This window comes from Pseudomonas sp. BNK-44-b (assembly GCF_047456245.1).
In the GTDB taxonomy this organism is placed as follows: Bacteria; Pseudomonadota; Gammaproteobacteria; order Pseudomonadales; family Pseudomonadaceae; genus Aquipseudomonas; species Aquipseudomonas machongensis.
This window is the reverse complement of sequence record NZ_CP179908.1, coordinates 538,949-557,980: the sequence shown is the minus strand read 5'-3', so window position 1 is coordinate 557,980 and position 19,032 is coordinate 538,949. Positions and strand designations below refer to the sequence as shown.

At 64.6% G+C, this 19,032-nt stretch carries 20 protein-coding genes; 12 read left to right on the top strand and 8 right to left on the bottom strand.

The features are described 5' to 3' along the window. The first annotated feature begins 2 nt into the window (after window positions 1-2). The 3 genes from ACMGGG_RS02765 to ACMGGG_RS02755 are packed head-to-tail and all read left to right on the top strand — an operon-like array spanning window position 3 to window position 2,876. Window positions 3-929, top strand: coding sequence for an ABC transporter permease subunit (locus tag ACMGGG_RS02765; RefSeq protein WP_054893481.1), 927 nt, complete (start codon window positions 3-5; stop codon window positions 927-929). 10 nt (window positions 930-939) lie between these two features. Beyond that, window positions 940-1,908, top strand: a complete 969-nt coding sequence (locus ACMGGG_RS02760; RefSeq protein ID WP_125930687.1) for an ABC transporter ATP-binding protein — start codon at window positions 940-942, stop codon at window positions 1,906-1,908. Continuing rightward, on the top strand, window positions 1,908-2,876 hold the full coding sequence (locus tag ACMGGG_RS02755) for a peptide ABC transporter ATP-binding protein (RefSeq protein ID WP_065863269.1): 969 nt from the start codon (window positions 1,908-1,910) through the stop codon (window positions 2,874-2,876). Before ACMGGG_RS02760 ends, ACMGGG_RS02755 begins: the two co-directional genes overlap by 1 nt. A gap of 169 nt (window positions 2,877-3,045) precedes the next feature. Here ACMGGG_RS02755 and ACMGGG_RS02750 read toward each other — a convergent pair whose 3' ends face one another. After that, window positions 3,046-3,984 carry a hypothetical protein gene (locus ACMGGG_RS02750; protein ID WP_414154833.1) on the bottom strand — a complete coding sequence of 313 codons (939 nt, stop codon included), beginning with the start codon at window positions 3,982-3,984 and terminating at the stop codon, window positions 3,046-3,048. A gap of 241 nt (window positions 3,985-4,225) precedes the next feature. Between ACMGGG_RS02750 and ACMGGG_RS02745 the strand changes: the two genes are divergently transcribed. The 4 genes from ACMGGG_RS02745 to ACMGGG_RS02730 all read left to right on the top strand — a co-directional run bounded on the left by ACMGGG_RS02745 (window position 4,226) and on the right by ACMGGG_RS02730 (window position 8,035). Then, window positions 4,226-5,050, top strand: a complete 825-nt coding sequence (locus ACMGGG_RS02745; protein ID WP_172964791.1) for an AraC family transcriptional regulator — start codon at window positions 4,226-4,228, stop codon at window positions 5,048-5,050. Window positions 5,051-5,117: 67 nt separating this feature from the next. Continuing rightward, entirely contained in the window at window positions 5,118-6,524 is a 1,407-nt protein-coding gene (locus ACMGGG_RS02740) for an NAD(P)/FAD-dependent oxidoreductase (protein WP_414154832.1), read from the top strand. A gap of 33 nt (window positions 6,525-6,557) precedes the next feature. Beyond that, window positions 6,558-6,899 carry a cupin domain-containing protein gene (locus tag ACMGGG_RS02735; protein ID WP_054893487.1) on the top strand — a complete coding sequence of 114 codons (342 nt, stop codon included), beginning with the start codon at window positions 6,558-6,560 and terminating at the stop codon, window positions 6,897-6,899. Window positions 6,900-6,955: 56 nt separating this feature from the next. After that, window positions 6,956-8,035: a polyamine ABC transporter substrate-binding protein gene (locus ACMGGG_RS02730; RefSeq protein ID WP_054893488.1), complete on the top strand. Its 1,080-nt coding sequence runs from the start codon at window positions 6,956-6,958 to the stop codon at window positions 8,033-8,035. A gap of 52 nt (window positions 8,036-8,087) precedes the next feature. Here ACMGGG_RS02730 and ACMGGG_RS02725 read toward each other — a convergent pair whose 3' ends face one another. The 5 genes from ACMGGG_RS02725 to ACMGGG_RS02705 are packed head-to-tail and all read right to left on the bottom strand — an operon-like array spanning window position 8,088 to window position 11,815. Next, window positions 8,088-9,065 (bottom strand): FecR family protein, encoded by a 978-nt coding sequence (locus tag ACMGGG_RS02725; protein ID WP_414154831.1) that lies wholly within the window; start codon window positions 9,063-9,065, stop codon window positions 8,088-8,090. Continuing rightward, window positions 9,062-9,619 (bottom strand): RNA polymerase sigma factor, encoded by a 558-nt coding sequence (locus ACMGGG_RS02720; protein ID WP_054893490.1) that lies wholly within the window; start codon window positions 9,617-9,619, stop codon window positions 9,062-9,064. Before ACMGGG_RS02720 ends, ACMGGG_RS02725 begins: the two co-directional genes overlap by 4 nt. Beyond that, entirely contained in the window at window positions 9,616-9,942 is a 327-nt protein-coding gene (locus ACMGGG_RS02715) for a DUF3325 domain-containing protein (RefSeq protein ID WP_414154830.1), read from the bottom strand. The genes ACMGGG_RS02720 and ACMGGG_RS02715 overlap by 4 nt, the downstream gene beginning before the upstream one ends. Next, a complete protein-coding gene (locus tag ACMGGG_RS02710; protein ID WP_414154829.1) occupies window positions 9,942-11,513 on the bottom strand; it encodes a PepSY-associated TM helix domain-containing protein in 1,572 nt (523 codons plus the stop codon). Before ACMGGG_RS02710 ends, ACMGGG_RS02715 begins: the two co-directional genes overlap by 1 nt. After that, window positions 11,510-11,815 carry a DUF3649 domain-containing protein gene (locus tag ACMGGG_RS02705; protein WP_054893493.1) on the bottom strand — a complete coding sequence of 102 codons (306 nt, stop codon included), beginning with the start codon at window positions 11,813-11,815 and terminating at the stop codon, window positions 11,510-11,512. Before ACMGGG_RS02705 ends, ACMGGG_RS02710 begins: the two co-directional genes overlap by 4 nt. Window positions 11,816-12,029: 214 nt before the next feature. On the opposite strand from ACMGGG_RS02705, the gene ACMGGG_RS02700 reads away from it, so the two are divergent. From ACMGGG_RS02700 to ACMGGG_RS02680, 5 genes are all read left to right on the top strand, one after another. Further along, entirely contained in the window at window positions 12,030-12,524 is a 495-nt protein-coding gene (locus ACMGGG_RS02700; protein ID WP_063543115.1) for a sigma-70 family RNA polymerase sigma factor, read from the top strand. After that, window positions 12,521-13,444 (top strand): FecR domain-containing protein, encoded by a 924-nt coding sequence (locus ACMGGG_RS02695; RefSeq protein ID WP_063543113.1) that lies wholly within the window; start codon window positions 12,521-12,523, stop codon window positions 13,442-13,444. Before ACMGGG_RS02700 ends, ACMGGG_RS02695 begins: the two co-directional genes overlap by 4 nt. Before the next feature lie 93 nt (window positions 13,445-13,537). Beyond that, complete coding sequence (gene fecA, locus ACMGGG_RS02690) at window positions 13,538-15,850, top strand: TonB-dependent Fe(3+) dicitrate receptor FecA (RefSeq protein ID WP_414154828.1); 2,313 nt, start codon at window positions 13,538-13,540, stop codon at window positions 15,848-15,850. A 368-nt stretch (window positions 15,851-16,218) separates the two neighbouring features. Next, window positions 16,219-16,563 carry an HPF/RaiA family ribosome-associated protein gene (locus tag ACMGGG_RS02685; RefSeq protein WP_054893497.1) on the top strand — a complete coding sequence of 115 codons (345 nt, stop codon included), beginning with the start codon at window positions 16,219-16,221 and terminating at the stop codon, window positions 16,561-16,563. Between the two features lie 158 nt (window positions 16,564-16,721). Beyond that, window positions 16,722-17,021 (top strand): DUF3509 domain-containing protein, encoded by a 300-nt coding sequence (locus ACMGGG_RS02680; protein ID WP_063543109.1) that lies wholly within the window; start codon window positions 16,722-16,724, stop codon window positions 17,019-17,021. Between the two features lie 59 nt (window positions 17,022-17,080). On the opposite strand, the gene ACMGGG_RS02675 is transcribed toward ACMGGG_RS02680, so the two are convergent. After that, a complete protein-coding gene (locus ACMGGG_RS02675; RefSeq protein WP_414154827.1) occupies window positions 17,081-18,007 on the bottom strand; it encodes an aliphatic sulfonate ABC transporter substrate-binding protein in 927 nt (308 codons plus the stop codon). After that, on the bottom strand, window positions 18,004-19,020 hold the full coding sequence (locus ACMGGG_RS02670; protein WP_414154826.1) for an ABC transporter substrate-binding protein: 1,017 nt from the start codon (window positions 19,018-19,020) through the stop codon (window positions 18,004-18,006). The genes ACMGGG_RS02675 and ACMGGG_RS02670 overlap by 4 nt, the downstream gene beginning before the upstream one ends. Window positions 19,021-19,032: the final 12 nt, after the last annotated feature.

Genomic DNA, 19,032 nt, shown 5'->3' with positions numbered 1-19,032 from the left:
CCATGACTAACCCGACTTCCAACGCTGTGACCCAGGCTCCCACCGCCGACCACAGCCAGCTCTACCCCTCCCCGTACAAGGAGTTCTGGCAGGCCTTCTCGCGCAACAAGGGCGCAGTGGCAGGCCTAGTCTTCATGTGCCTGATCGTGTTCTGTGCGCTGTTCGCCCCCTGGGTCGCACCACACAATCCCAGCGAGCAATACCGCGACTTTCTGCTGACCCCGCCGGTCTGGCTCGAGGGCGGCACCTGGCAGTTCATCCTCGGCACCGACGAACTGGGCCGCGACCTGCTCTCGCGCCTGATTCAGGGCGCACGCCTGTCGCTGCTGATCGGCCTGTCATCGGTGGTGATGTCGCTGATCCCCGGCATCCTGCTGGGCTTGTTCGCCGGTTTCTTCCCGCGTCTGCTCGGCCCGTCGATCATGCGCCTGATGGACGTGATGCTGGCCCTGCCTTCGCTGCTGCTGGCCGTGGCCATCGTCGCCATCCTCGGCCCTGGCCTGATCAACACCGTGATCGCCATTGCCGTGGTGTCGCTGCCCTCCTACGTACGCCTGACCCGTGCCGCGGTGATGGGCGAGCTGAACCGTGACTACGTCACCGCCGCACGTCTGGCCGGTGCCAGCCTGCCGCGCCTGATGTTCGTCACCGTACTGCCCAACTGCATGGCACCGCTGATCGTGCAGGCTACCTTGAGCTTCTCCTCGGCGATCCTCGACGCCGCTGCCCTGGGCTTCCTCGGCCTCGGCGTCCAGCCGCCCACGCCTGAGTGGGGCACCATGCTGGCCTCTGCCCGCGACTACATCGAGCGCGCCTGGTGGGTGGTGAGCCTGCCTGGCCTGACGATCCTGCTCAGCGTGCTGGCAATCAACCTGATGGGCGACGGCCTGCGCGATGCGCTGGACCCGAAACTCAAGAACGCCGCCTGAGGAGAGCGCCATGTCACTGTTGCAGATCAACAACCTGAACGTGCGCTTCGGCGACGCTAATGCCGTACCTGTGGTAGACGGCCTCGACCTGTCGGTGGACGCCGGCGAGATCCTCGCCATCGTCGGCGAGTCCGGCTCCGGCAAGTCGGTGACCATGATGGCCCTGATGGGCCTGATCGACGCCCCCGGCCGCATCACCGCCGACAGCCTCACCTTCGACGGCACCGACATGCTCAAGCTCAGCGGTCGTCAACGGCGCAAGGTGGTGGGCAAGGACATCGCCATGGTCTTCCAGGACCCGATGACCGCACTCAATCCCAGCTACACCGTGGGCTACCAGATCGAGGAAGTGCTGCGCCAACACCTCGGTCTGAAGGGCAAGGCAGCGCGCCAGCGCGCGTTGGAACTGCTCAAGAAAGTCGAGATCCCGGCCGCCGAAAGCCGCCTTGACGCTTACCCGCACCAGCTCTCCGGCGGCATGAGCCAGCGCGTCGCGATCGCCATGGCGATTGCTGGCGAACCCAAGCTGCTGATCGCCGACGAACCGACCACCGCCCTCGATGTGACCATTCAGGCACAGATCATGGAACTGCTGGTCAACCTGCAGAAGGAGCGCAACATGGCGCTCATCCTGATCACCCACGACCTGGCAGTGGTCGCCGAAACCGCCAGGCGTGTGTGCGTGATGTATGCAGGACAGGCAGTGGAAGTGGGCCAGGTGCCGGAACTGTTCGACATCCCCGCACACCCTTACAGCGAAGCGCTGCTGGCGGCGATCCCCGAGCACAGCATCGGCGCCGAACGGCTGGCCACACTGCCCGGCATCGTGCCTGGGCGCTATGACCGCCCCCAGGGTTGCCTGCTGTCGCCGCGCTGCCCTTATGTCCGTGACAACTGCCGGGCACAGCGTCCGGCCCTCGATCCCCAGGCCCACAGCCTGGTGCGCTGCTTCTACCCGTTGAACCAGGAGGTGGCGTGATGACTGTCGTTCTGTCCGCCCGTGAACTGACCCGTCACTACGAAGTCTCCCGCGGCCTGTTCAAGGGCCATGCACTGGTGCGCGCGCTCAATGGCGTGTCGTTCGAACTGGAGGCCGGCAAGACCCTGGCCGTGGTCGGCGAGTCTGGCTGCGGCAAGTCCACCCTCGCCCGTGCCCTGACCCTGATCGAAGAGCCGTCCTCAGGCTCGCTGCAAATTGCCGGCACCGAGGTCAACGGCGCCGACAAGGCCCAGCGCAAGCAACTGCGCCGTGATGTGCAGATGGTCTTCCAGAGCCCCTATGCCTCGCTCAATCCGCGGCAGAAGATCGGCGACCAACTGGCCGAGCCGCTGCTGATCAATACCTCGCTGAGCAAGACCGAGCGCCGCGACAAAGTGCAGAAGATGATGCAGCAGGTCGGTCTGCGCCCCGAGCACTACCAGCGCTACCCGCACATGTTCTCCGGCGGTCAGCGCCAGCGTATCGCCCTGGCCCGGGCCATGATGCTGCAGCCCAAGGTACTGGTCGCGGACGAACCCACCTCGGCGCTCGATGTGTCGATCCAGGCCCAGGTCCTGAACCTGTTCATGGACCTGCAGAAAGAGTTCAACACCGCCTATGTGTTCATCTCGCACAACCTCGCGGTGGTGCGGCATGTCGCTGACCAGGTGCTGGTGATGTACCTGGGGCGCCCGGCGGAAATGGGGCCGAAGGAAGATATCTACGAGAAGCCGCTGCATCCCTACACCCAGGCACTGCTCTCGGCGACTCCGGCCATTCACCCCGACCCGCTGAAGCCGAAGATCCGCATCGCCGGTGAGCTGCCCAACCCGCTGAACCCGCCTGATGGCTGCGCCTTCCACAAGCGCTGCCCCTATGCCACCGAGCGTTGTGGCAAGGAGATTCCGGCGTTCAGGCAGGTCGGGACGCGGCAGGTGGCGTGTCACTATGCTGAGCAGTTCCTGTAAAGCGGCATAAAGCCGCTTCTGCGGGTTGTACAGTTGCGAGAAGGGCCGCATTAGCGGCCCTTTTCTATTAGTGCATGAAGATCGCGATCAGAATGATCACCGGGATTGGCACCCCAAGCATCCAGAGCAGAATCGAGCGCATGATGGTTCCTCCAGTCGTGAATTCGAATTAACGGACAACAGTGGTCGAAGCATGCAGGGCACGCGGGTCTTCTTCGACCCAACGAGCACGGTCACGCAGGCGACCACCGAACAAGGCTGCGAAGCTTGCGAAGAACGCACCGCACAGCAGGGCGATGAAGGTCCAGATGGCGGTCCAGGCGGCAACCTTCGCTGCGGTCTCGGCAGCTTCCTGAGCAGCCTGCTTGGCCTGCGCGGCATCCTGGCGCGCCTCTTCATAGACTTGCTCGACGCGGGCCTGAGCCTCGGCCTGGGTCAGGCGAGTACGCTGGGCCACCAGTTGCGCGAGGTAGGTGCGATCCTCGGCAGCCATCCCGCCATCGGCAGCCAGGCCGCGGATCAGGATCCGGCTGGCCACGCCATTGGCCGCATCCTCGCTTACCGCGACCGGGCCGTCGCCACGGAATAGACGATCTACGTAGTAGCCCATAGGGTCGGCGGCGCCTGAAGGCTTGCTGTTGTCATCGTTCATGGAAACGCTGGCCACGGCACCCGAGGCGGCAGCAGCACCCGCCGAAGCACCAGCACTGGCAAGCCCCCCTGCCGAAGACACGACCATCAACACCGTGACCAGGGTCGCGATGGCCCAGGACAGGAAACCATGGGCGGTATCGCGGAAATACACCTCGTCACCGTGCAGGTTGGCCCACTTCACTCGCAAGCGGCCAGCCATGTACCCGCCCAGCCCGGAGGCGAGGATCTGGGTAATCAGCAGCCAGACGATGGTGGATATCCCCAGCGCCTTGGCGCTGGCACCTTCGTTGGCCCAAGGCGAGGAGGCGGCAAAGCCAAGGCCCGCACCCAATATCACGAGGATCAACGACAACGCAGCCGCAGCAGCGGCACCGGCGAAGATGGCAGCCCAGGAAACGCCCGAGCGGTTCGGGGCCTCGGAGACAGCAGTTGGCAGATCGGCAGTGGTAATCATGATTCGGCGCCTTATGAGGGTGAGCAAAACTTCCGTTTTGTTTGCCACTCGATTGGTGCAGCGCGCGTGCCAGTTGTGACAAAAAATGACTCCCAGCTAAATCAAGCACTTAGGCAAAAACCACTTCCTAGGATCGTGCGAATCGCCCGAACCCACCCAGTTGAACAGGGCGTTATGCAGTATCCACAGCCCTCGGGCCTCAACGGTCAGACTGCACGCCCTTGTCGGCTGAAGCAGCCCGATGCATTATCGGCCCATGACCGCCACTCTCCTTCCAGACGGCCCCGCCCAGACCCCGCTCACTGCGGAAGTCGTCATGCGCTACCACTTGTGCTGGAAGCATCGTGACCTGGATGGGGTCATGGCGCTGTATCACCCGGAAATCCAATACCACGACTTTTTCCAGAACCGCGTGCTCGGCTTCGATGAGCTGCGCGAGTACGTGCGCGTCTCGTTGCCGCACGAAGCCGGGGAGGACATCGTCCACAGCGACCGCATCCGGGTCGACGGTTGCACAGCCTTCATCCAGTACCAGGTAACGGTCCAGGGCGGTGAAGGCCTGGTGGCTTTCCAGTCCAGCGAGGCGATCACGGTCAAGGACAACCTGATCTGGCGGGTCAATGAATACGGCACGCTGATCCGCCGCGACGGCAAGGGCGCCAGCGCGTCCGGGCCGCGTCCCGCCACCAGCCGCCTGGGTCTTTCGCCCCGCCAGTTGAGCACCATGGCCCAGGACCTCGAACACTATTTCCAGGCCCAACGTCCCTACCTTGACCCTGAACTGGACCTGCAGCAGGTGGCAGAAGAAAGCGGCTATAGCCGCAACCAGATTTCCTACCTGCTCAACCAGGTGCTCGGCCAGAGCTTCTACCGCTACGTCAACCAGGCCCGCCTGCAGCATCTTCTGGCCGGGCTCGAAAGCGCAGGCTGCCGAGCCCCCATCGACGAACTGGCTTTCGATGCCGGCTTCAATTCGCTGTCGGCGTTCTACAAGTGCTTCCGCGAACACACCGGGCTCTCGCCCAAGGCCTACGTGAAGCAGATTTCTCTGCGTGCACGCACGTAAGACAGCGAAGCGCCCGCACTACTAGCATCGCTCCCAGAACCTTGAACGGAAGTGGGAGCAGTACCTGATGCAAGCCTGGCGCACGATCAGCCTCTGGATGGACCAGCTCGACGAGCCGCTCGACGCTCGCCCGTCGCTGCAGCAGGACCTGGATGTCGACGTGTGCATCATCGGCGCCGGCTATACCGGCCTGTGGACAGCCTACTACCTCAAGCGCCAGGCCCCGCACCTGCGCATCGCCATCCTCGAGGCCAACACCGCAGGCTTCGGCGCCTCCGGGCGCAACGGCGGCTGGCTGATGGGCAACCTGCTGGGCGAAGACCGTCTGCTGGCCACCCTTTCCCCACAGCAGCGCCGCGCCAGCGTCGACCTGCTGCACGCCATCCCTGACGAAGTGCACGGCGTGCTGCAACGCGAAGGCATCGACTGCGACTACCGCAAGGGTGGGGTCATCTACTGCGCCGCCCGCTACCCGGAGCAGGAGCGCAGCCTGCGCGCCTACCTCGACGACCTGTACCGTCAGGGCATGAACGAAGACGACTACCGCTGGCTCAAGCCCGAACAACTGGCTGGCCAACTGCGGGTCAGCAATGCCTACGGCGCGATCTTCAGCCCCCACGTCGCGACCATCCAGCCCGCCAAGCTGGTGCGCAGTCTGGCACGCGTGGTCGAGGGCATGGGCGTGCCGATCTACGAAAACACCCCGGCCAGCGACTGGCAGACCGGTGAGGTGCACACCGCCCAGGCCAAGGTCCGTTGCCAATGGGTCGTGCCGGCGGTCGAAGGCTACGCCGCCAGCCTGCCGCCGCTGGGTCGCCATCAACTGCCCGTGCAAAGCCTGCTGGTGGCCACCGAGCCGCTGCCGGAATCGGCCTGGGAGCAGATCGGCCTGAGCCAGGGCCAGGCCTTCAGCGAAGGCAGCCGCCAGGTCACCTACGGTCAGCGCACCACCGACAACCGCCTGGTGTTCGGCGCCCGCGGCGGGTATCGCTTCGGTGGCCGCCTGCGCGAGGACTTCAGCCTCAGCGACGCCGAGATCGAGCTGCGCCGCTATCTGTTCGGCGAGCTGTTCCCACACCTGAAGAACGTGCGCATCACCCACTCCTGGGGCGGCAACCTGGGGATGGCGCGGCGTTTCCGTCCGCACATGCTGTGCGATCGTCAACGCGGCCTGGCGCTCTCGGGTGGCTATGGCGGCGAAGGCGTCGGCGCCACCAACCTGGGCGGGCGCACGCTCGCAGCACTGATTCTCGGCCAGCACAACGAACTGACAGCCCAGCCCTGGGTCCACGACAACCGCCCGCTGTCGAGCCTGGCCAGTTGGCCGCCCGAGCCCTGCCGCTGGCTAGGCTACAACGCGATCATCCAGAGTTTCGTCCACGAGGACCGCACCCTCGCCAACCCGGCCAGCCCGGCCTGGCGGCGGCGCCTGGCCAGCGGCCTGGCCGGATTCATGGAAGGTTTCATGCACTGAGTTGCACCCACTACCACAAGAGATCCTGCAGTCATGAGCATCACCCAGTTCAAGCACACCGACAGCGCCGCGCTGGAAACCTCCAACCCGGTCGCCGTCCCCCTCGGAGAACCCGTCGCAGTGACCTCGGTCACCTGCGTCGAACGCAACGATGGCGTCGAAACCGGTATCTGGGAATGTACGCCCGGGCGCTGGCGCCGGCAGATCGTGCAACAGGAGTTCTGCCATTTCATCAAGGGCCGCTGCACCTTCACCCCCGACGGTGGCGAGCCCCTGGTCATAGAAGCCGGAGACGCACTGATGCTACCGGCCAACAGCACCGGGATCTGGGATATCCAGGAAACCGTGCGCAAGACCTACGTACTGATTTTCTGATCCGCTGATCGCCTGCCGTTCTTCGATAACAACAGACAAAGCAAGGTAAACCGGACATGCGCAAACTCCTCCTCGCCCCCCTGATGCTGGCTGCTGGCGTCGCCAGTGCCGCCGACTCGGTGAAGATCTACAACTGGTCCAGCTACATCGCACCCGACACGCTGCAGAACTTCCAGAAAGCCACCGGCATCGTGCCCACCTACGATGTCTACGACAGCAACGAAACCCTCGACGGCAAGCTGATGACCGGCAACTCCGGTTACGACGTGGTCTTCCCCTCCAACCACTTCATGGCCCGGCAGATCCAGGGCAAGGCCCTGAAGAAGCTCGACAAGAGCCAGCTGCCGAACTGGCAGAACCTCAATCCGGTGCTGCTCAAGGCGCTGGAGGTGAACGACCCCGGCAACCAGTACGGCTTCCCGTACCTGTGGGGCAGCACCGGCATCGGCTACAACATCGACAAGGTCAAGGCCGTGCTAGGCGACAAGGCACCGGTCGATTCGTGGGACCTGGTGTTCAAGCCCGAGAACATGGAAAAGCTCAAGAGCTGTGGCGTGGCCATGCTCGACAACGGCCCGGAGTTGCTGCCGATCGCCCTGAACTATCTGGGCCTGCCGCCGCACAGTCAGAATCCCGATGACTACAAGAAGGCCCAGGCACTGCTGATGAAAGTGCGTCCGTACATCAGTTACTTCCACTCCTCGAAGTACACCGGCGACCTGGCCAACGGCAACATCTGCGTGGTGGTCGGTTTCTCCGGCGACGTGCTGCAGGCCAAGAACAGCGCCGACGATGCGAAGAACGGGGTGAAGGTGGGTTACTCGATTCCCAAGGAGGGTGCACCGCTGTGGTTCGACATGGTCGCCATGCCGGCCGACGCTCCGGACGAGAAGGCAGGCTACGCCTACATGAACTACCTGCTGCAACCTGAGGTGATGGCCGGCATCAGTAACTCGGTGCAGTACGCCAACGGCAACGCCAAGGCCGATGCTCTGGTCGATCCGGCGCTCAAGCAGAACACCATGATCTACCCAAGCGCGGATGTGATGGGCAAGCTGTTCGCCCTGGAAGCGATGCCGGCGAAGATCGACCGCATTCGCACGCGGCTCTGGACCAGCATCAAAGCGGGTAACTGAAGCTCCGCCTCTCCCCCGCAGACACCAGGGTGTCTGCGGGGTAAAGGCGATTTCAGCGCACCACCGTCACCCGCCCGAACAGTGTCTGCGGCACGAAGCCCATCACCTTGCCCAACGACGCCAGCGCCAGCATGGGCTCCTCCACCGGGAAACTGCCGCTAACCTTGCGTTGCGCCAAGGCCTCGTCGAGCAACAGGATACGCCCCGGGTAATACCGTCCCAGGTCCTCGACCACCTGCGCCAGCGGCACCTGGTAATAGTTCAGCCAGCCCTGGCGCCAGGCCAGGCGACTTTCACTGTCCACGGCACTGATCGCCCCCGCCACGCCCTGGGCATAGTCCAGTTGCTGGTTGGCGGTCAGCTCACGCGCCACGGCGCCGGTAATCGGTGTCACCGCCACCCGTCCACTGCGCACGGTAACCTGGGCGCCGTCGCCCTGCCCGCGTACCTCGAACTGAGTGCCCAGCACCCGCACTTCCCCACCCGCCGCATCGACCAGGAACGGCGCGCCGGTGTGGGTCACCTCGAAGAACGCCGCGCCGCGCAGCAGGCGTACGCGCCGCTCGCCATGGTCGAAATCCACGACCACGGCGCTGTTGGCATCCAAGGTCAGGCGTGACTGGTCGGCCAGGGTGACCTGGCGCACATGCTCGTCACTGCGATAGTCGGCGCGCAGGTCCTGCAACCAGTATTGCGGCTGCCAACCGGCCAGGCTGCCCAGCGCCAGCACCAGACAGGCCGCTGCCGCCAGTGCTCCGCCACGCCGCCCCCAGCGGGCTTTCGGTCGGCGCATGGCCTGCAGGTAGTGCTCGAGGCCCTCGCGTTCCTCTGCGGCCAGACGCGCGGCGGGCGCTTCGCTCTGTTGCCACAGGGTCTGGGCCGCGGCATAGGCGGCGCGGTGCGCCGGATCGGCCAACAACCAGCGCTTGAACTCAGCGCCTTCGGCTGCCGGAGGATGCTCGTTGATGCGGCTCAGCCAGCCCAGGGCCATGCGCGACTGTTCGGCGGTGATCGGATAGGGCTGGCTCATCGACGGTCGCTCCCTGGCCTGCGCAATGGGGTAGCGGGCTCGGCGACACTCGCCTTGCACGCTTCGAGGGCGCGCATCATATGCTTTTCCACCGCACTCTGGGACACCTGCATGGCCTTGGCGATCTCGCCGTACTTGCAGCCGTGGATGCGGTTGAGCAGGAAGATCTGTCGCGTACGTTCCGGCAAGGCGCGCAGGGCCTGCTCGATGCGGCGCAGATCGTGATCGACCTCCAGCGCCTGCTCTGGCGCCTGGGCCGAGAGCGCCTCGTCGCTGATCGACAGCCCTTCGGTGACCCGACCGCGACTGCCTTCGCTGCGCAGGTGGTCGATCGCCAGGTTGCCGGCGCAGCGCAAGAGGTAGGTGTCGAGCGCCTCGACCTTGACCGCAGGCCGACGCCAGAAGCGCAGGAACAGTTCCTGGACCAGGTCCGAGGCCGTGGCACGACAGCCAACGCGCCGGCTGACCAGCGCCTCCATGCGCCCGCGCTGGGCCAGGAACACCTGCAGGAAGCGCGCCCGGCCACCGGCCTCGTCGAGGTCGGGCTCGCTCACGCGCCAAACACCGCCACGACCGGCGCCAACACCAGGCTCGCCGCCGCCAGGCTCAGCAGCAGGCGGGGTTGGTACGGCAGGCCGAATACCCAGAGGGTCAGCCCGGCCATCAACACGGCCGTCCACTCCACCAGCCCCAGCGCCCAGCCACGCAAGTGCACGGCCAGTACCGCCGACAGCACCAGCAGCAGCCAGCCGGCGATGCGCAAGACACGCAACTGGGCCGGCCGCGGCTTGCGACCCAGCAGGTCGGTGAAGTGTTTTTCCATGGCCAGGCACAAGGCAGCCAGGCCGGCAAAAGTAGACAGGGCCAGGCTCAGCATCAACTCGCCTCCACGGTTTCGGTGCGGGCCTTGACCTTGGCCGAACGTTTGGCGACTGGCTTGGGCGCGCGTAGCATCTTGCCGGCCGCCCAGCCGAGGAACAGCCCGGTCGCCAGGGCCGTGAGATCGAAGCCGGCCATCGCCCAGTCACCGGCGATCAGCGAATGGTCCAGGCCTTGGCCTGTGGTCACGGCATTGAGCAGCGGCAACGCAGCGAACACGATGGCACCCAGCGCCAACTGCTCGCCCCAGGCGCGACGACCGGGGCGCAGCATGGCGTGAAGCAGCGACAGTGCCCAGACCAGGAAGAACGCATTGACCTCCCAGTCGGCGCGCCCTTGCAGCCCGATCGGCAGCAGGCGATTGGCCCAGAAGAACGCCGCCACGCCCAGCAGCAAGCCGCTCATGCTGGCAATGTTGAGCACCTCGACCAAGCGCAGCTCCGCAGGCATGCGCTCGCTCTTGGCATGCTTGAGCTGACGCTTGCCCAGCCACATCACAAGGCCAGTGCCGATCACCGCCGTGCCGGCGACACCGAAGACGAAGTACAACCAGCGCAGCCATGGCCCGGCGAAGTTGCCCATGTGCAGACCGACAAAGGTAAAGGAGGTCATCATCGCGGCGCTTTCCGGCGCACCTTGGGTCAGCAGTGCACCGGTGGCACCGTCGAAGGTCCAGTTGGCGCTGCGCTTGTACGCGACACTGTCGGCCGAGGCACGGTTCAAGGTGACACGGGCATTCTGGTCGCCAGGATTCTGTACCTGAATGAAGCCCATGCGTGCGCCTGGCGCTTGCTCCTGGACCTTGGCGTACAGGCTCGACAGCGGGACCAGCGGCGTGGCCACCCCGGCCACCTTCGGCACCTCGTCGCGGCCGAACAGGTCGTTGAAATAACCGTTGGGGCTGCCATAGCTGGCCATGATTCCGGCCGGCATGACCATGTACATGAAGATCACCAGGCTGCTGTAGCTGATCATCAGGTGGAAGGGCAGTACCAGCACGCCAATGGCGTTGTGGCCATCGAGCCATGAGCGCTGGCCCTTGCCGGGACGGAAGGTGAAGAACTCCTTGAAGATCTTCTTGTGCGTGATGATCCCGGTCACCAGCCCCAGCAGCATGATGAAGGCACAGAAGGTCGACAGCCAGCGCCCCCAGGGGTGGGGCATCTCCAACTGGAAATGGAAACGGTAGAAGAAGTCGCCGCCACGGCTGTCGCGGCCCTCGACCACCTCGCCGCTGGCCGCGTCCAGCTCCTTGCTGGTGAAGCCGCGTCGGCCACCGGCGTTGGGATCGCGATAGCCGACACTCAGCGCCGCCTCGCGCTCGCTGGGCAGGCGGATGAACCAGGTGCTGGCATCGGCGGCGTTGGCTTGCAGGTAGCGCTGCGCCATCTCCAGGCTGGCCGCCGGATTCAGCGGATGGCTGTGGATTTCCGGTTTGGTCCAGTGGTTGATCTCTTCCTTGAAGTAGGCAAGCGTGCCGGTGAGGAAGATGGCGAACAACAGCCAGCCGAAGATCAGGCCGGTCCAGGTATGCAGCCAGGCCATGGCCTGGCGGAAGCCCTCTTTCATGGGTTCTTCATCCAGTAAGCCAGCCCGCCGATCGCGCCCAACACCAGGCTCGGCAACAATACGCCCAGCCAGGCGCGCAATGCGCTGCGGCAGGCGAAGCACCAGATGAAGGCGAGCAGGTAGAACACGAACGACAGCATCATCCCGGTCAGTGCCGCATCGACCTGGGCGCCGGGCATCAGCAGGCTGACACAGACGCTGGCCGCCGAGGCCAGCAGGTAGCCGCCCAACAACGCAGCCAGGCTGCGCGAGGTCACAGCCAGGCGGTAGCTCAGGGGCAGGCCGGCGGCTTTGCTTTTCATGGGGCGACGGTCCGGGGCAAGGTCAAGAGGGTGCAATAGTAATGATTTCAATTCTCATAAGCAAAGATTGGAGATGAGCTGCTGCGATCCCTGCGTAGCCGGGTTTGTCCCGAATACCCCGCAGGTCGAACAGGATTGCTACACCCTGTCGCCCGGAATACAATGCGAACAATTCTTACTCCCAATCGCGTCATCGGACGCCGGAGTCACCTCGGTGTCCAGTGCCCTCTCCTCCACCGTCGAAGGCCTCTACCACGCTCACCACAACTGGCTGACCGGTTGGCTGCGCCGTCGCCTGGGCTGCCCGCAGAGCGCCGCCGACCTGGCCCAGGACACCTACGTACGCTTGCTCCAGGCCCGCGAAGCGCCACAGTTGATCGAACCTCGGGCCTTTCTCGCCACCGTCGCCAAGCGCGTACTGTGCAACCATTTTCGCCGTCAAGAGCTGGAGCGCGCCTACCTCGAAGCCCTGGCCCAGGTGCCCGAACGCCTGGCACCCAGCGAGGAAGACAAGGCGCTGATCTTCGAAACCCTGCTCGAACTCGACCGCCTGCTCGATGACCTGCCGCCGCTGGTCAAGCGCGCGTTTCTGCTGGCCCAGGTCGATGGCCTGGGCCAAGCCGAGATCGGCCGTGAACTGGGTATCTCCCTGGCGACAGTCAAACGCTACCTGCACAAGGCAGCCCTGCGCTGCTATTTCGCCCTGTGAGCACAGGCATCTCACCCCAGGTTGCCGAGCAGGCGGTGCACTGGCTGATCGAATCACAGGGGGCCGATTTCGACCCGGCCCAGCAGCAGGCATTCGAACACTGGTTGCAGGCTGACGGCGAACACCAGCGCGCCTGGGCGCACATCCAGCAGGTCAACCAGCGGCTGCGTGGTGCGACCTCGCCCGTGGTGCACGCCACCTTGCAGGCACCGCCCTCCCCGGCCCGGCGTCGCGCGCTCAAGGCGTTACTGCTGGCGGGCGTGGCCAGTGCCACCGGGCTCGGATTGCAATCACACAATCCGTTGCCAGGGCTGATGGCCGACTACCGCAGCCCCGTGGGCCAGCGCCGACGCCTGCCGCTGGACGACGGCAGCCTGTTGCGACTGAACACCCGCAGCGCCGCCGATGTGCGGTTCGATGGGCAGCAACGTTACGTGCGCCTGCTCGAGGGCGAGTTGTCGCTGGACGTCGCCCGCGATACCCGCCCGCTGGTGTTGCGCAGCGACGATGGCAGCCTGCACCTCGACAGCGGCCGCTTCAACGTGCGTCAGTTCGAGGGCTACAGCCTGGTCTCGGTGTTCAGCGGCATGGCTCGGCTACAGGGCCAGGTGTTGCTCGCCGGTCAGCAAGCCCGCCTGGCAGCGGGCCATTGGCAAGGTATCGGCGCGCTGGATCGCAACATCGGCGCCTGGGTCGATGGAATGCTGGTGGTCTCGCAGATGCGCCTGGGCGAGTTTCTCGCCGAGCTTTCACGCTATCGCCACGGACAACTGGGCTGCAGCGAGCAGGTCGCCGGGCTGCGGATTTCCGGGTCGTACCCACTGGATGACAGTGAGCGGATCCTGGAGATGCTGGAAGTCGCCTTGCCGGTACGGGTGCGGCGATTCACCCGGTACTGGGTCAAGGTCGAGGCGGTTTGAGGCTGTGCCGACAACTATTTTTTTCCAACCTGAGCCATTTCACTTCCCTCGCGTGACAGAGCAGGCAGAACCCTTCTTACAGGACCCGACCCCATGCCCCTGCGCCCCACGCCGCTCGCCATCGCCCTGCTGTTCGCCACCAGCCTGAACTTCGCCCAGGCTGGCGAACCGCGCGCCTACTACATCGCCCCCGGCACCCTGGAAGACGCTCTCAACCAATTTGGCCGTGAAAGCGGGGCGCTGATTTCGTTCGGTTCCAGCGTCACCCAAGGCTTGCGCAGCCCCGGGCTGGAAGGCCAGTACGACGTACAGCAAGGGCTGCAGGCTTTGCTGCGTGGCAGCGGCCTGCAGGCACGCCAGGAGGCCGACAACGCCTACAGCCTGCAGCCGCTTGCCTCCAGCAGCGATGCGGCGATCGAGCTGGGTGCCTCTAGCGTGGTTGGCGACTGGCTGGCCGAGGCACGCCAGGACAACGTCTTCGAGCATCCCGGCGCACGTGACGTGATCCGCCGCGAGGAGTTCGAGCGCAGCGGTGCCAACAGCGCCCGTGAGGTGCTCAACCGCATCCCCGGCGTCAATGCCCCGGAAAACAACGGCACCGGCAGCCACGACCTGGCACTGAACTTCGGTATTCGCGGCCTCAACCCGCGCCTGGCCTCGCGCTCCACGGTGCTGATGGACGGCATCCCGGTGCCCTTCGCCCCCTATGGCCAGCCACAGCTGTCACTGGCCCCGCTGAGCCTGGGCAACATGGATGCGGTGGATGTGGTACGCGGCGGCGGCGCAGTGCGCTACGGCCCGCAGAACGTCGGCGGCATCGTCAACTTCGTCACCCGCGCCATCCCCGAGGAAGCGACCTTCAAGGCCGCCATGCAGAACCAGATCAGCCCCTCGTCCAGCCACGACGGTTTCAAGAACAGCGCCAACCTGCTGGTCGGCGGCACCAACGACAACGGCCTGGGCGGCGCCCTGCTCTACTCCGGTACCCGCGGCGGCGACTGGCGCGAACACAGCGACACGCAGATCGACGACCTGATCCTCAAGGGCAAGCTGCAACTGGACGAAGCCAACAGCCTGCACGCCATGGCCCAGTACTACGAGGGCGAGGCCGACATGCCCGGCGGCCTGAGCAAGGCGGCGTTCGATGAAGACCCGTACCAGTCGACCCGCCTGAAGGACAAGTTCTGGGGCCGTCGCACCCTGGTCAACGTCGGCTACGACTACAAGCAGGACGATCGCCAGTTCAGCGTCAACAGCTTCTTCACCAAGACCCTGCGCAGCGGCTACCTCGACCAGGGCAGCTTCGTCTCGCTGTCGCCACGCGAATACTGGGTACGTGGCATCGAGACCCGCTTCTCGCAAGGTGTGGCACTGGGCGACAGCTGGCACGAACTGGGCGTGGGCTACCGCTACATCAACGAGGCCGGCCACGAACTGCGCTTCCGCGAACCGGTGACCGGCAACCTGCCGACCACCGCCAGCCGCAACGACCGCGACACCCGTGGCGCCACCGAAGCCCACGCGATCTACCTGGACGACCGCATCGACATCGGCCGCTGGACCATCACCCCCGGCATCCGCTACGAGATGATCGACTCCGAGCAAAGCAACAAGCTCAGCAACCAGCGTTACCAGGGCAGCTACAACACCGCATTGCCGGCACTGAATGTCATGTACCACCTGACCGACACCTGGAACCTCTACGCCAACACCGAGGGCTCGTTCGGCAGCGTGCAGTACAGCCAGATGCCCAACCGCGTCAGCAGCGGCGAAGTGAAGCCGGAAAAGGCGCGCACCTGGGAAGTCGGTACCCGCTACGACAGCGGCGACCTGCAGGCAGAGATCGGCGCCTTCCTGATCAACTTCGACAACCAGTACGAAAGCAACCAGACCAACGACTCGGTGATCGCCCGCGGCGAAACCCGCCACCAGGGTATCGAGACCAGCGTGCGCTACGCCCTCGACGGCCTGAGCCCGTCGCTGGCCGGTTTCGATGTGCACGCCAGCTACGCCTTCGTCGACGCCACCATCCGCGAAGACGGCCCGAACAAGGGCAACCAGGTGCCGTTCTCCTCGCGCCACAAGGGCACGCTGGGGCTTGGTTACACCGAAGGACCATGGCAGTTGAACCTGGATGGCAGCTTCCAGAGCAGCCAGTACGCCGACAACGCCAACACCGCGAGCGAAAGCGCCGATGGCAGCACCGGACGGATTCCGGGCTACATGCTGGTCAGCACCCGCGCCGGGTATGACTTCGGGCCGCAGCTGTCGAACCTGAAGGTGGCGGTGGGGGTGAAGAACCTGTTCAACCGCGAGTACTACACCCGTTCGTTCGACGACAACAACAAGGGCAAGTACGTGGGCGAGCCGCGCACGCTGTATGTGCAGACTTCGGTAGCATTCTGAGGATCGACACTTGGGAGCGGCCTTGTGCGCTACCAGCCCGTGCACGGTCCTCGGCATCGGTACGGTACCTGTAGGAGCGGGCTTGCCCGCGAAAAAGACACCGCGGTGTCTGGCACGGGCTGCGCCCGTATTCGCGGGACAAGCCCGCTCCCACAGGGGGATTGGGCTGGTCTTTAGATTTTGAACAAGACAGTCGCTCCTGCATCAACAGCTTCAACCCTGCGAATTGCTACAAAAAATTTATCGAAAAAGGGGCTTGAATTCGGCGCGCCAATCCCTGACCTTAGAGTCAAGAGGCGAAGCTTTCCCCAAGGGCCTCAAGGGCCTAGGCACGCCTCCACGCGAGCAAGCTGAATAAGGATTGAATCATGCAAATCCAGGTCAACAGCAGCAACCATATCGACAGCAGCAGCCGTCTGAACGAATGGGTCCGCAGTACGCTGGAAAGCACGCTGCAGCGCTACGAGGACGACCTCACCCGCATCGAGGTCCACTTGCGTGACGAGAACGGCGACAAGCCCGGCCCGCATGACAAACGCTGCCAAATGGAGGCTCGCCCCAAAGGTCATCAACCGATTTCCGTCAGCCATACCGCCACCTCGCTGGACCATGCGATCGACGGTGCGGCCAGCAAGCTGAACAATGCGCTGGAACATTTCTACGGCAAGCTGCGCAGCAAGCGCAGCGTGGTGCAGCACACTGAAGAAGAGTGATCGGTGACACACAGACGCCCGGTGCCTGGCACCGGGCGTTTTCGTTTCCAGGGTTTCGGGCCGGGACAGGCCACAGAACTCATCATTTGATCAACGTCGCTGAACCATCTCCACGGTCTCCCGGTCAATCGGTGAACATTCTTTGCAGATGCCAGCCCATGACCAATCCCTTCGACCTCATCAGCGACGCCTTCGCCCCGTACTACCGGGTCAACCTGAGCATCGAGCGGCTCGACGGCAGCATCATGCTGACCCTCTCCAACGATACCGGCGTGGTCGCCAAGCGACTGATCAGCGCCGCCCAACGCAACGACCCTGTACGCCTGCGCCGAGTGGTGGACAGCATTCGCCTGGGGCTGGCCATCGAACAAGGGGAAGATGCCCTGCAGGTGCTGGCGGCGATGACCGACAGCGCCGGACGCGATCGGGTCTGGCGGGGGGCCGGGATCGCTCGATAGGCCAGTGTCGATCTCTTCGCTCCCACAAGAAATGAGCGAAGAGATCAACACACGCCTCATCACTGCGGATAGACAATCTCCCGCACCTGCACCGCACGCGGGATCAAGCGGTTTGCAAAGAACAGATCGGCAATCCGCTGCTGGGTTTCGATCGCCGCGGCATCCAGCGGGCGGATCGGCGCGTTGTAGCGATGCTCGAAATACAGCTCCACCACTTCACGCTTGAGCCCCAGCACCCTGGTCATGCCGTCGATGCTCTGCTCACGCTGCTCGACTGAAATCTTCTGCGCCTGGCGCAACGCCTCCAGCACCTTGTCGATGGTCGCACCGTACTGCTCGGTGAACGGCCGACTGGCAATGTAGTAGGTGCCGCTGGGGTGCACGTCCTCACCGGTGCTCAGGATGCGGGCGCTACCATCGAGCAAGGCGGCTGCGTAGTAAGGATCCCAGATCACCCAGGCATCCAGCTTGCCCTGCTCGAAGGCCGGGCGGGCATCGGCGGCCGGCAGGTACACCAGCTCTACATCGCTCAGTTGCAAGCCCGCCTTGATCAGGCTCTTGAGCAGCAGACTGTGGGCACTCGAGCCTTTCTGCAAGGCGATCCGCTTGCCCTTGAGATCCGCCAGTGTCTTGGCCGGGCTGCTGCTCGGCACGATGATCGCCTCGCTGCGACCGTCGCTGGGCTCGATACCGATGTAGCGCAACGGAATACCCGCCGCCTGGGCGAAAATCGGCGGAATGTCACCAATGTTGCCCACGTCCAGGCTGCCACCGTTGAGCGCCTCGATCAGTTGCGGCCCCCCTGGGAACTCGATCCACTGCACCTGGGTGCCAGGCAACGCCTGTTCGAGCAGGCGATGCTCGCGGGCCAGGACCATGTTCACCGAACTCTTCTGGTAGCCGATACGCAGCACCTGCGGATCCGCCGCGAGGGCCAGGGTGGTGCCCAGCGCCAGCAACAGGGTGACAAGCATACGCACGATCATTTCAGGTTCTCCTTGACCTTGGCGGCCACATCGGCCGGTAACCAGGCGCTCCACACCTGGGGCTGCTCACGCAGGAACGCTTCGGCGACCACACGCGGATCCAGGCGCTTCTCGGCCATGTGGGCGAGGGTCTGGTTGAGCAACGCCAGTGGCAGATCGACCTTGTCGAAGAACTGCACCAGCTCCGGGTAACGCGTATGGAACGGCGCCGAGACGCCGATCGACAGGCGCGCCGGCAGCGAGCGCGTACCTCTGGGGTGCGCCTCGTTCGGGTTGGACAGGGTCTTCCAGGCCTCGGCATCGAAGGCCGGCTCTTCCAGTTGGACCAGTTTGTAGCGGCCCAGCAGCGGAGTCGGCGACCAGTAGTAGAACAGCACCGGCTTGCCGCGACGGATCTGTGCGGACACTTCGGCATCCAGTGCAGCACTGGAGCCGGAGCGGAAGTTGACGAAACTGTCGGCCAGGCCATAGGCCTTGAGCTTCTGGCTGTTGACGATCTCCGAGGTCCAGCCGGTCGGGCTGTTCAGGAAGCGCCCCTGTTGCGGCGACTCGGGGTCACGGAACACATCCTTGTAGCGAACAAGGTCGGTCACCGACTTCAGCCCCGGCGCCACGGCCTCGATACCGCGCTCAGGATCGCCCTTGATCACGTATTCCGGCACCCACCAACCTTCGCTGGCGCCCTTGACCGTGTCGCCGAGGGCGATCACCTTGCCTTCGGCTTCGGACTTGATCCACAGCGGACTGCGCCCGGCCCACTCTTCGCCGATCACCTGGATGTCATCCTTGGCCAGGGCCGCCTCCAGGCTGACCGTGCTGCCCGGCAGGGTGTCGGTCGGATAACCGTAGCCCTTCTCGACCAGCGTACGCAGGATCTCGGTGATCAGGCTGCCGCTTTCCCAGGTGAGCGCGCCGAAATGGATCGGGGCTGGTGGGCTGGCCGCCAGCAACGGCTGGCTGGCCAGGCCCAGGGCGAGCAGCGCGCCGCCCAGGAGTTTCTTCATCGCAGTCATGTGCAGTCTCGT